The 13,403-nt window shown below is 63.6% G+C and carries 16 protein-coding genes; 6 read left to right on the top strand and 10 right to left on the bottom strand.

The features are described 5' to 3' along the window. Window positions 1-54 precede the first annotated feature (54 nt). On the top strand, window positions 55-999 hold the full coding sequence (locus ACN0YJ_RS00385) for a hydrogen peroxide-inducible genes activator (RefSeq protein ID WP_417476466.1): 945 nt from the start codon (window positions 55-57) through the stop codon (window positions 997-999). On the opposite strand, the gene ACN0YJ_RS00380 is transcribed toward ACN0YJ_RS00385, so the two are convergent. The 3 genes from ACN0YJ_RS00380 to ACN0YJ_RS00370 all read right to left on the bottom strand — a co-directional run bounded on the left by ACN0YJ_RS00380 (window position 973) and on the right by ACN0YJ_RS00370 (window position 2,748). Further along, a complete protein-coding gene (locus tag ACN0YJ_RS00380) occupies window positions 973-1,329 on the bottom strand; it encodes a hypothetical protein (RefSeq protein WP_417476465.1) in 357 nt (118 codons plus the stop codon). The genes ACN0YJ_RS00385 and ACN0YJ_RS00380 overlap by 27 nt on opposite strands. Window positions 1,330-1,458: 129 nt before the next feature. Then, a complete protein-coding gene (arsC, locus tag ACN0YJ_RS00375; RefSeq protein WP_417476464.1) occupies window positions 1,459-1,812 on the bottom strand; it encodes an arsenate reductase (glutaredoxin) in 354 nt (117 codons plus the stop codon). 87 nt (window positions 1,813-1,899) lie between these two features. After that, window positions 1,900-2,748 (bottom strand): HpcH/HpaI aldolase/citrate lyase family protein, encoded by an 849-nt coding sequence (locus tag ACN0YJ_RS00370; protein ID WP_417476463.1) that lies wholly within the window; start codon window positions 2,746-2,748, stop codon window positions 1,900-1,902. Window positions 2,749-2,791: 43 nt separating this feature from the next. Here ACN0YJ_RS00370 and ACN0YJ_RS00365 point away from each other — a divergent pair, with 43 nt between their 5' ends. Continuing rightward, the gene (locus ACN0YJ_RS00365; protein WP_417495008.1) at window positions 2,792-3,649 is read left to right on the top strand and encodes a PfkB family carbohydrate kinase; all 858 of its coding nucleotides are present in this window, start codon (window positions 2,792-2,794) and stop codon (window positions 3,647-3,649) included. Window positions 3,650-3,700: 51 nt separating this feature from the next. Continuing rightward, complete coding sequence (locus ACN0YJ_RS00360; protein ID WP_417495007.1) at window positions 3,701-4,837, top strand: serine hydrolase domain-containing protein; 1,137 nt, start codon at window positions 3,701-3,703, stop codon at window positions 4,835-4,837. A gap of 37 nt (window positions 4,838-4,874) precedes the next feature. Here ACN0YJ_RS00360 and ACN0YJ_RS00355 read toward each other — a convergent pair whose 3' ends face one another. The 5 genes from ACN0YJ_RS00355 to ACN0YJ_RS00335 all read right to left on the bottom strand — a co-directional run bounded on the left by ACN0YJ_RS00355 (window position 4,875) and on the right by ACN0YJ_RS00335 (window position 8,920). Then, entirely contained in the window at window positions 4,875-5,285 is a 411-nt protein-coding gene (locus tag ACN0YJ_RS00355) for a hypothetical protein (protein WP_417495006.1), read from the bottom strand. A gap of 141 nt (window positions 5,286-5,426) precedes the next feature. Continuing rightward, complete coding sequence (locus ACN0YJ_RS00350; protein WP_417495005.1) at window positions 5,427-6,386, bottom strand: alpha/beta fold hydrolase; 960 nt, start codon at window positions 6,384-6,386, stop codon at window positions 5,427-5,429. Window positions 6,387-6,419: 33 nt separating this feature from the next. Continuing rightward, window positions 6,420-7,322: an EamA family transporter RarD gene (gene rarD / locus ACN0YJ_RS00345; protein ID WP_417495004.1), complete on the bottom strand. Its 903-nt coding sequence runs from the start codon at window positions 7,320-7,322 to the stop codon at window positions 6,420-6,422. 172 nt (window positions 7,323-7,494) lie between these two features. After that, a complete protein-coding gene (locus ACN0YJ_RS00340) occupies window positions 7,495-8,517 on the bottom strand; it encodes an aspartate-semialdehyde dehydrogenase (protein WP_417476457.1) in 1,023 nt (340 codons plus the stop codon). A gap of 106 nt (window positions 8,518-8,623) precedes the next feature. Further along, on the bottom strand, window positions 8,624-8,920 hold the full coding sequence (locus ACN0YJ_RS00335) for a hypothetical protein (RefSeq protein ID WP_417476456.1): 297 nt from the start codon (window positions 8,918-8,920) through the stop codon (window positions 8,624-8,626). 330 nt (window positions 8,921-9,250) lie between these two features. On the opposite strand from ACN0YJ_RS00335, the gene ACN0YJ_RS00330 reads away from it, so the two are divergent. Further along, a complete protein-coding gene (locus tag ACN0YJ_RS00330) occupies window positions 9,251-9,466 on the top strand; it encodes a cold-shock protein (RefSeq protein ID WP_091765808.1) in 216 nt (71 codons plus the stop codon). A 94-nt stretch (window positions 9,467-9,560) separates the two neighbouring features. Here ACN0YJ_RS00330 and ACN0YJ_RS00325 read toward each other — a convergent pair whose 3' ends face one another. After that, window positions 9,561-10,553 carry a glycerophosphodiester phosphodiesterase family protein gene (locus tag ACN0YJ_RS00325; RefSeq protein ID WP_417476455.1) on the bottom strand — a complete coding sequence of 331 codons (993 nt, stop codon included), beginning with the start codon at window positions 10,551-10,553 and terminating at the stop codon, window positions 9,561-9,563. Window positions 10,554-10,615: 62 nt separating this feature from the next. On the opposite strand from ACN0YJ_RS00325, the gene ACN0YJ_RS00320 reads away from it, so the two are divergent. Further along, window positions 10,616-11,158, top strand: coding sequence for a hypothetical protein (locus ACN0YJ_RS00320; RefSeq protein WP_417489758.1), 543 nt, complete (start codon window positions 10,616-10,618; stop codon window positions 11,156-11,158). A gap of 12 nt (window positions 11,159-11,170) precedes the next feature. On the opposite strand, the gene ACN0YJ_RS00315 is transcribed toward ACN0YJ_RS00320, so the two are convergent. Continuing rightward, window positions 11,171-11,428, bottom strand: a complete 258-nt coding sequence (locus ACN0YJ_RS00315) for a hypothetical protein (RefSeq protein ID WP_417476453.1) — start codon at window positions 11,426-11,428, stop codon at window positions 11,171-11,173. A 69-nt stretch (window positions 11,429-11,497) separates the two neighbouring features. Between ACN0YJ_RS00315 and ACN0YJ_RS00310 the strand changes: the two genes are divergently transcribed. Then, a complete protein-coding gene (locus ACN0YJ_RS00310) occupies window positions 11,498-13,393 on the top strand; it encodes a cation:proton antiporter (protein WP_417495003.1) in 1,896 nt (631 codons plus the stop codon). Window positions 13,394-13,403 lie beyond the last annotated feature (10 nt).

Below are 13,403 nucleotides of genomic sequence, written 5' to 3'. Positions count from 1 at the left end.
GAAGATATAAGGCCAATGGATTATCTTTTGCTGATCCATAGGCAATTTCAATACATGTCCCAACTCCCTACCCTGCGCCAACTTCAATTCCTTCTGGCCCTCGCGGAGCACGGCAGTTTCTCGCGCGCCGCCGACGCGGTTTTCGTCACCCAGCCAACGCTGAGTGCGGCGATCAAGGAGCTCGAGGCGATTCTCGGGGTGGTGCTGGTCGAACGCGGCGCCCGGGGCGCCACACTGACCCCGGCGGGCGAGGCGGCCCTGTCACGGGCGCGTCGGGTGATGACCGAGGCCGAGGATCTGGTCATCGCGGCCCAGGCTGCGGGCGAGCCGTTGTGTGGACCGCTCCGGCTCGGCGTCATCCCAACCATCGCGCCCTTTCTTCTGCCGCGCGTCCTGCCAACGGTGCGCGAGCAATTCCCCAAGCTTAAACTCTATCTACGTGAGGACCTGACACAGCGTCTTTACGATGCCCTGCTCGAACGCCGGCTCGATGCGGCGCTGGTGGCGCTGCCCTTTGAGGCGCCGATGATCGAGACCCATGTGCTCGGGGCCGATGAATTCCTGTTCTGTTGCGAGCCGTCGCATTCTCTGGCCCGGCGCCCGACGTTGAAATCCTCGGATCTGGCCGGCGAACCCCTCCTCTTGCTCGAGGACGGGCATTGCCTGCGCGATCATGCGTTGGCCGCCTGCTCGGCCGGCCTGGTGCGCTCCGACTTCGCCGCCACCAGCCTGCATACGCTGGTGCAGATGGTCAAAGCCGGTCTCGGCGCCACACTCCTGCCACGCATGGCCGTCGAAGCGGGTCTGGTGGATCGGCTGGATTTGACGGTACGGCCCTTCGATCCGCCCGTCGTCGGGCGCGAGATCGGCATCGCCTGGCGCCGCGGCTCGGCCCGGGCCGAGGAGGCGCGGCAACTTGGTGAGGTGATCCGGGGGCTGTTGACGCCGCCGCAACAGGTGGCGCGGCCGGCTTCAGGCGTTCTGGATAATCGCCTGTAATCTGGCAGGTTCCAGCAGGTCGAGCTTGTCGACCGGGCCGACGAGCTCGAACCGGTAGTCGCCATTCTTGATGCCCGAATCATGCGCGGTCATCAGCACGACGCGCCCCTCATAGCCCGCAGAGGCCAGCATGGGCAGGGTTTCGCGATACTCGTCATGGGGCGGAATCCGGCGATCCAGAAACACCAGATCATATTGTTCAGGTCGGGATTCGATGAAAGCGCGCACCGTGGAGTGACCATCGAACTGCAGCGTGGTGTCGAAGCTCGTCGACAGCTCGCGCAACAGCATCAATTCAATCGGATCGTCATCGACGACGGCAATGCGCATAATCTCTCCGCACTCGAGGAGCTGGTGGAGAGCGTGTACTGGTGAGCCTCGCGCGTTCAGGCAATGCATAAATTATAGCGTTAACGCGGCACCGGACCGGCCTGGGGCGCGCCGGCGCCGCGTGGACGCCTAGAAAAGTTCGAGAACCTGCTCGGGTGGGCGGCCGATCATGGCGCGCTTGCCGTGGATCACGACCGGGCGCTCGATCAGCTTGGGATGGGTCGACATCGCCTTGATGATGGCGGCTTCGTCCTCGCTCGCCTTGAGGCTGAGATCGCGATAGTCCGGCTCATTCTTGCGCAGCCATTCATGGGCCGAGGTGAAGCCGAGCATCTTCATCACGTCTTTAAGCTCAGCCACGGATGGCTTGTCTTCCATGTAGTTACGGATGGTCAGCGTGCCGCCGCGCGCTTCCAGCAGCGCGAGAGTCTGGCGGGATTTGGAGCACCGCGGATTGTGCCAGATGGTCGTCGAATCGGTCATGTAAATTTCCTCAGTTCCGCCAATGAAAGCCGTTCCGGCCTCATTTGTAAAAGTCCAAACCTGCAATTGGTTGCGTTTGTTATAATCTCAAGGGTCGTTGCCGCTGCCCGCCGAGAGCAGGGCGCGCGCCGCATCGAGATGCAGGCGCTCGACCATGTCGCCATCCAGATTGATCACGCCCTTGCCGGCATTGGCCGGGTCGGTGAAGGCCGCGACGATACGGGCGGCCCGTTCGAGCTCGATCGGGCCGGGCTGGAAGCAGTGATGGGTGGGCTCGACCTGGCCGGGATGGATCAGCGTCTTGCCGTCAAAGCCAAGCGCGCGGCCTTGCCGGGCTTCACGCTGGAAGCCCTCATGATCGCGAAACTGGTTATAGACCCCATCGAGCGCGTACAGGCCATTGGCGCGGGCCGCGCACAGGATTTGGGCCAGATGGGGCAGCAGCGCCACACGATCCTGGTCTGAGGCGCAGCGCAGCGCCAGGGCCAGATCATTGACGCCGGCCATCAGCCCGCCAAGTCCGGTTCCGGTGGCGCCGGCAATGGCGGCCAGCTGCAATACGCCGCGCGGCGTCTCGATCATCGCCCATAGCGGTACCGAAGACCCGTGGGCATTGAGCGCCGAACGGGCCGCGTGCAGATCACCCACTTGCTCGACTTTCGGCAGGATAACCGCCTCAGCCTGACAGGCCGCGCGCAGGTCGGCCGCGCCCCAGGGCGTGTCGGCGCCATTGACCCGTACCGCACGCAGCGATCCGGAGGACTGCCAGCGGTCCAGGGTTTCGGATACCCGCGCACGCGCGTCATCCTTGTCATCAGGACCGACGGCATCCTCAAGGTCGAGCACCAGCATGTCAGCCCCCAGATGTGCCGCCTTTTCGATTGCGCGCGCATTATTGGCGGGGACAAACAGGGCGGATCGGATCAGGCGCTTCATCTCGGACTTTCGAATGTCTGGGAAAGGGATATAGCATGACGCCATGCCGATGGCCCTCCTTCTTTCCAGCCATGTTGCCGCTTCCATGGTGGGTGGCAGCATGTCACGGGCGGTGTTTAATCTGTCCGGGGTCGACACCATGCTGGTGCCGACCGTGAATTTTGGCCGTCATCCCGGCTGGGGCCCGCCCGGCGGCGGCATCCCGGGGCCTGATGTCTTTAGCTCGATGATCGACGCCATCGGCGAACAGGGCCTGTTTTCGCTCACCGATATCCTGCTGACAGGCTATTTCGGCGATGCAGGCCAGGTGTCCGTCGCTGCTGACACGATTGACCGCGTGCGGCGCGCCGGGCGTCAGCATGAAGGCGCACGCGCCTTTGCCGATCATGTGTCGATCGTGGTCGATCCGGTACTCGGTGACGCCCCCGGCGGGCTCTATGTCGACCCGGCTGTCGCCGCCGCGATCAGGGATCAGTTGATCAGCCGCGCCGATCTGGTGACCCCCAATCTGTTTGAGTTGGGCTATCTGACCGGACGCAGCCTGACCGACCTGGCCTCCATGGCGCGGGCAGCACGCGCGCTCGAGCGGCCGGTTCTCGTGTCGTCCCTGCCCCGGCACGGCCAGATCGGCGTGATCTATGTCGACCGCAGCGAAGCCTGGATCGTGACCCATGACCGTTGCCCGGACGCCCCGAAGGGCACGGGCGATCTGCTGACCGCCGCCTTCGCGACGTCCATGCTGCGCGGCGCCAGCGCCCGCGAAGCGCTGGAATTCGCGACCGCTGCCACGGTCAGTGTGGTGATGCGGGCCAATCAGTGGAATAGCCAGGAAATGCCGGTGGTCGCCGCGGCGAGTGTGTTGCAAAAACCGCTGATCACCCTCCAGGCGCAGCCCATATAGGGGCAGGCCGCTTGCCTGCCAGCCCCGGAACACGTTAGCCCCAGAGCCATCATGACCGACACATTTCCAGACATAACGGGCCATATCGCCCCCGGTTTCGAACCGGTCGCAGAAGCTTTTCGGGCCAATTGGGCCGACCAGGATGAGCTGGGCGCCGCTTTTGCTGTCCGGCTGGGCGGTGAGCTGGTGGTCGATATCCATGCCGGCTGGGCGGATCGCAAGAAAACCCGCGCCTGGCAGACCGACACACTGGTCCCGGTCTATTCAACCGGCAAGGCGGTCGCGGCGCTGGTGATTGCGCGCCTGGTCGATCGCGGCCTGCTTGATTATGACGCGCCGGTCGCCGATTTCTGGCCTGAATTTGCTGCCAGCGGCAAATCCTCCATCACCGTCGCCCAGGCCCTGTCGCACCAGGCCGGACTGTCGGGCTTGTCCGAGGAAATGGATGCCGCCGACTGGTTCAATGCCAAGCTGATTGAAGCCAAGCTTGCCCGCCAGACCCCGCTGTGGGAGCCGGGCACCGGCTCGGGCTATCACCCGGTAACGTTTGGCTTCATCGTTGATGCGCTGGCCCGGCGCACAGACGGCCGTTCGATTGGCGCTATCCTGCGCGAGGATATTTGCGGACCTGGCAGGATTGATTTCCATATCGGTCTGCCGGAAAGCGAGCATGGCCGCGTCGCCGAACACGCCATGCCGCGGCAATTGCCGGATCTGGGTGTCGTCACACCGGCACGGGAACTGGCTTTTCTCAAGCCCTGGTCTTCTCCGGGCCGCCGCGGTGCATCGGAATGGCGCATGCATGAATTCCCCGCCGCCAATGCGCATGCCAATGCGCGCGCCCTGGCGCGGTTGATGAGTGTCTATGCCGATGGCGGCAAGCTGGAGAACAAGCGCTTCATCTCCGGCGAGACGCTGGATGCGCTGGTGCGCGAACGAGTCTGCGGGCCAGACAAGGTCTTGCCCTTCGACCTGTCCTGGGGGGCGGGCGTGATGCGCAACACCCATACCCAATTCTATGGTCCGGAACCGGCCGCAATCGGACATTCCGGCTGGGGCGGATCCTGCGCCATGGCCGACCCGGTACGCGGCATGAGCGCCGCCTATGTCATGAACCGGCAGCAGCACCATCTGGCCGGCGATCCACGCCCGACGCGTCTGATCGAGGCCTTGTACGGCTGCGTCTAGCCTGTTCGCAAAGCCTTTCAGCTAAACGAACCTGGTCTCAGGCCTGATCGGTGCCGGCCGGCCGTTCAAGCCAGCTTGTGGCCTCTTTGACAGAGGTGAAGATACGCAACTGGATGGGCCAGTCATCACCGACCAAGGCCAGCCAGAGATCGGCGATCACGCGCTTGAAATCATCACTGCAGACAATCGCCGTTCGCGGATCAGGACCGGAGCGGTGCCCGGCATTCCATCCGCGCATGAAATCCTGCACGTCTTTCAGGCTGTCCAGGGTGACTTCATTGAGATCGGTGCCCGGCCCGATCACGAAGATGACGTCAAAGTCAGGCCGCCAGTCCGCACTCGCGGCAATTGCGGTGCAGGCGGCTTCAATGCGGGGCAGGACAAACGGGCCGTCCAGCCTGACGACCACGCAGTGGCCGGCGGGCCTGACATCAATCGAAAACGTCATTGCGACCTTCTCCCCCTGATCGACCCTTTCCCGGGCACCCACAGCGCCTCACTATGAAGTGTTCTGGCACTGCAACTCAAGTGCAAACTGCCAGATTACACCTCATCAGAAAGCCCGGGTGCGCGCCGCGCAGTTTTTTCCTCAGGCCGGAAAACGCCGCCCCAGCCATTCCAGCAGATGGGCATTGAGCATGTCCGGCTGTTCCCACATCGTCCAGTGGCCGCAGGATTCGAGAATGTCGATATCGACATCCTTGCACAGCGCCGGCATCCAGGCAGCCAGCTTGGGCGGCAGCATGAAGTCACACTCGGCCGCGACCAGCTTGCACGGCATGGCGAGCCGGTGATCCACCCCGCCCATGCGCTGCCAGTTGGTGTCGAAATTACGGTAGAGATTCATCCCCGGGCCAAAGCCGGTCTTGCGATAGGCATCGGCATAGACCTTGCGGTCTTGCGGGGAGACGACGATGCGGTCTTCCTCGCGGCCGGTGAATTGTTCGAACAGGCTCGGGATATGGGTGATCTCGGGGTAGAGCGACTCGAACTGTTCCGCCGTTGGCGGCTTGCCGAAGATGAAGGCGAAGAAATCGTCCTCGCGGCCCTCGAACCGGCTCTCCGCATAGCCGGGCTGCTGGAAGCGCAGGATGTAGTGATCATCGCCGCCGACCTCGCGGAAATAATGCGTCGGCGCTTCGGCGCCGCGCGGCAAATGCGGTGTATTGACGCCGATCACGCCGGCGACCCGCTCCGGGATCAGCATCGCCGCATGCCAGACGAGAATCCCGCCCCAGTCATGGCCGATGAAGACCGCTGTTTCGTGCCCGAGCGCATCGAGCAGGCCGGTGAAGTCGGCCATCAGCGTGTCGACATCGTAATTCCCGGCGCCTTCCGGGCAGTCCGAGCCACCAAACCCGCGCAGATCCGGCGCGATCACCCGGTAGCCGGCCTTGGCCAGTGCGGGGATCTGGTTCTTCCAGGAATAGGCCAGTTCCGGCCAGCCATGGACCAGCAGAAGCGGCTGCCCGTCTACCGGTCCGGCCAGATGCACGGAGAGTTCGATACCATTGGTGTGGATACGGGTCGGGGCGGGGAAATCGCTCATGAAGCCTCCATTTTGGCCCAGACTAGCGAAGCCTCAGGCCTTTGTCGCCACTGCCGCCCGGTCGCGCCGCAACTGGCTCCAGGCGAAGGTCGCGACGCCGCCCCAGATCAGCACGAAAGTGACCAGATGCGCGGAGGTAAAGCTTTCCCCGCCCATGACAGCGATGGCGAATTGCAGGCTGGGCGCCGTGAACTGCAGCAGGCCCATGGTTGAAAGACGCAGGCCGCGAGCACCGATAATGTAGAGCAACAGGGGTACGATGGTGACAAGGCCGGCGAGGATCAGAAGGCTGGCCTTGAGCGGACTTTGCAGGAACTGCCCCTCACCCGACATCTGTATCCAGACAACGGTCCCGAGCGCGACGGGCAGCAGGAAGGCGGTTTCCCAGAACAGGCCGATCCGCCCGTCGACGGCGACGGTTTTGCGCAGATAGCCATAGGCGGTGAAGCTGCACGCCAGCGCCAGCGATATCCACGGCACAGTTCCCGCCGCGATGATCAGATTGAGCACGCCCAGCGTCGCCAGCACGATGGCCGAGATGCGCCAGGGCCCGAGCGGTTCGCGCAGGACAAACACGCCGACCGCCACACTCATCAGCGGGTTGATATAATAGCCGAGCGACGCTTCGAGAACGCGGTCATTATTGACGGCATAGATGAAGAGCAGCCAGTTGACCGAGATCAGTGCCGATGTCGCGGCCAGGGTCAGCAGGACGCGCTTGTCCTTCAGCGCATCAAGGGCCGGGCGCAGCTTGCCGGCAAACCACAGCGCCGCAAACAGCATCGGTAGCGACCACACCACCCGGTGCGCCACGATCTCCAGCGCGCTGGCAAAGCCGACCAGCTGGAAATACAGCGGCGAGACGCCCCAGATCAGATAGCCGGCCAGGCCAGCAAACAGGGCGCGACGCATTTCAGTTGGAGTGGGCTCGGTCATGGGGCGGGCTTTCACGCGGGAACAAGCCACGCACATAGGCAGTTCGTCTGGCCCTGGCGACCCGATTCATGCGGTTGCCGGCTATGCAGATCCGCCGCAGCCCCTGGCCCTGCACCGCCCTGCGAGCCAGGGCGGGCGCGGGCGGGCAGAGTGGAGTTGGCCGGCGCCGTGGTCAGCCGCGTTTCAGCAGGCCGCGATTATTGAGGCCTTCGGCGATCTGCACCGCGTTGAGCGCTGCGCCCTTGCGCAGATTGTCGGCCACGATCCACAGCGCCAGACCATTCTCGACGGTCGGGTCTTCGCGGACACGGCTGACGAAGGTTGCGAATTCACCGACGGATTCGACCGGCGTCATGTAGCCACCATCCTCATGCTTGTCGATCACCATCAGGCCGGGGCTCTCGCGCAGCAGGGCCTTGGCTTCCTTGGCACTGAGCGGGTTTTCCAGCTCGATATGGGCGGCAATGGAATGGCCGACGAAAACCGGCACGCGGGCGCAGGTCGCGAACAGCTTGATCTTGGGATCGAGGATCTTCTTGGTCTCCATCACCATCTTCCACTCTTCCTTGGTGGAGCCGTCCTCCATGAAAACGTCGATATGGGGGATGACATTGAAGGCGATCTGCTTGGTGAAGGCGACCGGGTCGGCATGGTCATTGACGAAAATGCCCTTGGTCTGGGTCCACAGCTCGTCCATCCCGGCCTGGCCAGCGCCGGAGACCGATTGATAGGTGGCGCAATTGACGCGCAGGATCTTGGCGCGGTCATGCAGCGGCTTCAGCGCGACCATCAGCTGGATGGTGGAACAGTTGGGATTGGCGACGATGCGTTTCTTCGTCACGCCGTCGAGCGCTTCGGGATTCACTTCCGGCACGACCAGCGGCACGTCCGGATCCATTCGCCAGGCGGAGGAATTGTCGACGACAATGGCCCCGGCCTTGGTGATCTTGGGCGTCCATTCCTTCGAGACATCGCCCCCGGCTGACATCAGGACGAGATCGACGGTCGAGAAATCGAAGGTGTCGACATTGACGCATTTCAGCGTCCGGTCGCCATAGGAGACTTCCTTGCCCATGGATTTGCGGCTGGCGAGGACATGAATGGCGTCGGCCGGAAACAGCCGCTCTTCCAGAATGGTCAGCATTTCCTTGCCAACAGCGCCCGTCGCACCGAATACCGCTACCCGTACACCCATGATGTCGTCCTTTTTCGTGCCCAGATTGATCCATGCCGATCAGCACGGACATAGACCCGGGATCGCCTTGTGGCTAGGGCGCAATCAGGGCTCAGGGCCGCCGTCTCTAGCGCATCCGCGCCCAGATCCGCCAGGCGACGAAGCCGACTATGACCACAGACAGCAATTCCAGCGCATTGACGCCGAAGAAGAGCGGCGTGATCAGGCGCTGGAGCATGCCCCAGCGGCCGTCATAAATTGTCTCGCCCTGGCGGACAAAGCCGACATAAACGCCGCCGGCGATGACAAGCGCGGCACCGAAGCCGGCCAGACGGATCATGCCTGCCGGGTTGTAGCCCTGGCTGCCTTCGTCGCGGCGCGTGCGATTGCGGTGGGTGCGGTCGAGGAAACGGCGGCGTGTCATGAGCAGGCTCCGGAATCGGCAAGCGTTGCGGCGTCGAAACCGCAGCGCCCGGCCGGGCCGGACGCCGCACGAATTCGATTATGACAAGCTGCCTTGAAATGACCACACCGGATTCATTTGATTTCTGGGTGGACGTGTGCGTATAACCCCTTCTAACGGGCGGCCACATAGGCCGGACGGAATACTGATCGCCTATCCGGTGCCTCGTTCATCGGACCATTCGACTTCAGCCTTCCCCGACTTCACGTCCGTAACACCCACACCGGGACGCTGGTGTGTACAATATGGATTGTGCCCGGACGCGGAGCATGAATACAGGGAAGGTTCCCCATCATGGCCACAGGTACGGTCAAATTCTTCAATCAAAGCAAAGGCTTTGGTTTTATTACTCCTGATGAGGGCGGCAATGACGTCTTCGTGCACATCTCTGCTGTGCAAGCGTCGGGTCTGCCGGGTCTCAGCGACGGTCAAAAAGTCGCTTTCGACACCGAGCCGGATCGCCGCGGCAAAGGCCCTAAGGCAGTGAACCTCCAGTTCGCTGACTAAGGTCTGAAAAAAGGATCGCAAGATTCTGTGGCGCGGGAGCTAGCTCCCGCGCCATTTTCATGTCTGCATTCCGGGTATCGAACCGTCGGCCAACCTATTCGGCAGCCATCGCATCGCGAACCCGCACAGCGGTCGCCGGGAAATCCGTGAACACGGCATCAGCACCCAGATCATAAATCCGGCGTAACTCGGTCTCGATATCGGCGCCGTCACCGACCGGATCATCATCGCGGAAGGTCCAGGGATGGACCGGCAGGCCCAGCGCATGCGCGCGGGCAATGAAGCCGGTATCCATGCCATTGCCGTCGACCAGCAAGGCCTTGTAGGGCCCGACCCCATCGGCGAAGGCGATCATGTCTTCCAGCGCTACAGTCGGGATGAGCGGATCCAGATCGGGCTCCAATTCCTGCATCTGGAATACGAGCATCAGAAGCGGTGTATCGATCTCGCCGTTCAGCCGCGCCAGGAAATCGGGCTCGAAACACTGGATGGCAATCGGCGCATCGGCCGTGTCGAGCCCCCGCAAGCGCAGGATGCGAACGAGTTCCGGCAGCGGGTCGAGGCCGGCGGCGATGAATTGAGACGGCGATTTAACCTCCGGCTCGGTGGCAACGCCGTGCGCAGCGGCCAGATCGAGCACGTCCTCGAAGGTCGGGATCATGTAGAGCCCGTCAAACTCAGTCGGACGCCCGGCGCGGACCTGGCGCGCCCGCAGGGTGCGGATCTCGGCGAGGGTGAAATCATCCACCCACCAGTCATCGCGTCCGCCCTCGATGCGGCGGCGGTCAGCAAATTCGGGGTGATCGGCGATATCGGTGCTGTCAGCGAGATAGCGGTCATGGCGCACCACAAACACGCCGTCCGAAGTCAGGACGAGGTCGGGCTCGATAATGTCGGCGCCTTGTTCGATCGCCAGCGTGTAGGCCTCGATCGTGTGTTCGGGCAATTCGCCATTGGCACCGCGATGCGCGATCACGAGGGGGGGCTCTCCCGAAAGCGTTTGCCAGACATGGGCGCTGGGGGCGTCGGGCGCCGCACAGGCCGCCAGGCCAGCCGAAATCGCCAGGGCCCAGATAGAATACCGCATTCGCCTCTCCCGTTTTTCACCGCAACACACTAGCGTGCCTGTACTGATTGCGGGAGAGCGAAATGACCGAACCGAAACCCTTCGACACCCTGGCCGACGCGGCCGAACGCTATGGCCGCGCCAGCCTGGATAATTATGCCCAGGTCCGCAATGTCGCCGAGAGTGTCCAGGCGGGCTTTTGCCGTTATCTGTCAGGCGGGGAGAAGGTTTGTGTCTATCTGGTGCCGCCCGAAGGTGCCTGGTCGCCGCAACCCTATCAGAGCGGCGCGTTTTCAGTGTCCGGGACCGGATTTCTCCCTCTGGACCCGATCAGTTTTGGCCTCGCCGTGCGGGTTTCGCGCACCGGCGACTGGCTGCGCCTGGTGCTGAGCTGCGCCAAGATGGGCCCGGAAATGGAGATAACGATCCAGAATGGGGGTCAGTTCGCGCTGACACTCCCCGCCTCGCCCGAACAATTGCAGCAATTATTCGACGTGTTGTTCGGCCATCTGACCGCCTGGTTCGTGCAACAAGCCGATCTGTATGAGAATGGCGAATATGGCGGCCGCTCGATCGGGTTCGATTTCCTGCACAGCCCCAATGGTGATTCCGTCCCGGTGGTCTAGTGCGGGCGGCGTTTACTGGAAGAAGCCGCTCAACCAGGCCATTGAAACCATCTCCGGGGCCGGCACCATGCCGGCGCCAACCGCACCCAGACACCCGAGCGCCGACAGGCCAAGCGTTGTTGTGAGCTGACGGCGCAGCGCAAAACCGGCCGTCGCGCGCACCAGGCCCAGCACGCGACCGGCGCCGATCAGGGCGACAGGGCCGCCAATCAGGGTCGCAGCGCAGAATGAGACCAGGGCCATCTGGACTTCATAAGACAAGGCTTCCATTTCTACCTCCCTGCGTTTGGGCGTGCTCGACAGGCGACGGACTTCCCGAAACGCGTTATCAGATGCCTCATGATAGACGCTGCTTCTGACCTTCCCCTGACTATCGCGATCATCACCGGTTCAGGTGTCGCGGCCCAATGGCTCGCCTGGCGCCTGCGCGTGCCTTCGATCGTGTTGATGATGGGCGCCGGGCTTCTGCTCGGTCCGATCGCGGCGATGACGCTGGGGCAGCCCCTGCTGACACCGGATGAGAGCTTCGGTGATTACTTGCGGCCCATGATCGCCCTGGCCGTGGCGATTATCCTGTTCGAGGGCGGCATCACGCTCAATTTCCGCGAACTGCGCGATACATCAACCGCTGTTCGCCGCATGGTCATCCTCGCCTTTCCGCTCGGCTGGGCGCTGGCGACTCTGGCCTTGCACTTCATTGCTGGTCTGGCCTGGGACGTTGCCGCGATGATCGGTGCCCTGCTGACCATTACCGGTCCGACCGTGGTCCTTCCCTTGCTGCGCCAGGCGAAACTGCCGCCGCGCATCGCCTCGGTGATGAAATGGGAAGGCATCGTCAACGATCCGATCGGCGCCCTTGCGGCCGTTTTCGTGTTCGAGGCCATCCATCAGACCCAGCTCGGCCACAGCGTCGGCTCGGCGGCGCTCGCGCTATCCTTCGGCATCGCGATTGGCGCCTTGCTGGGGTTCGTCTCGGGCATCTCCCTCTCGCACGCCTTCCGCCGCGGCTGGGTGCCTGAACCAATGAAGGCACCGCTCGTGCTCGCCGCTGTCCTGGTCTGCTATGCGCTGGCCGACAAGCTTGCGGCCGAGACCGGCCTTGTCGCCGTGACCGTGTTCGGCCTGGTGGTTGCCAATTCCCGTCTCGCCTCGATCGAGGAAATGCGTCGCTTCAAGGAAGGCATCGCCTCCATCCTGGTGGCGAGTGTCTTCGTCGTGCTTGCGGCCTCGCTGACGCCGGCAGCGCTGGGATCGCTCGGCTGGCAGCATTTTGCGGCCGTCGCGGCGATTATTCTGGTCGTGCGGCCGGTGGCCGTCTTCCTGGCGACGCTGGGCTCGGGCCTGACCATTGCCGAGGCCAGCTTCATCGGCTTGATCGGGCCTCGCGGCGTCGTGGCCGCTGCCACGGCGGGGCACTTGTCCGTGAGCTTGATGCAGTCGGGCCGGGAGGATGCGGCCGTCCTCGCGCCCCTGGTATTCCTCGCCGTGTTCGCCAGCGTCTTCGGGTGCGGCTTTGCCGTTGCGCCGCTGTCGCGCTGGCTTGGATTGTCCGAAACGGGTCCGGACCGGCTTTTGATCGTCGGCGCCAATCCCTGGAGCCTCGGCCTGGCCGATGCGCTGAAGAAGGCGGAGGTGCCGGTCACGATCGCCGATACCAGCTGGCGGCGTCTGCGCGCGGCGCGGCTGGCCGGGCATGATGTCTATTATGGTGAAGTCCTCTCGGAGACCGCCGATTGGCGGCTCGAGCCCTCGCGCTTCGCCAGCCTGCTCGCCGTGACCCCGAATGACGCCTATAACGCCCTGGTCTGCATCGAATACGCGCCGGAGCTCGGCCGCAGTCATGTGTTCCAGCTGTCAGGGTTTGACGGGCCGGTTGAGTCGGCGAAGCTCGATGATGACCCCCAGGCAATCGCCTTCACCGCCCGGGGCCGGACCCTGATCCGGCGTGGCCGCGGCTATGACGGGCTGGCGCGCGACTGGTGGGGTGGCTGGCGCTTCAAGGCGACCCGCCTGACCGACGAATACTCGCTTGAGCAATGCCTTGAGGATGCAGGCGAGGATGCCGACTTCGTTCTGGCCCGCAGGCCCAATGGCCGTGTCGCCCTGTTGGGGGACAATACCAGAATGCCGGACGCCGCCGGCACCGTCCTGATCCGCTTTACGCGCAAGGCTGCAGCGGCGGCTCCCGCGGCTGACGTCACGGCTGATGCGGAACCCGGCACCGAGAGCGCCTGATCAACCCGGG

It is taken from the genome of Maricaulis sp., assembly GCF_048270095.1.
Taxonomy (GTDB): domain Bacteria; phylum Pseudomonadota; class Alphaproteobacteria; order Caulobacterales; family Maricaulaceae; genus Maricaulis.
Note: the sequence above shows the minus strand (reverse complement) of the source record. Positions and strands in the feature narration are given on the sequence as shown.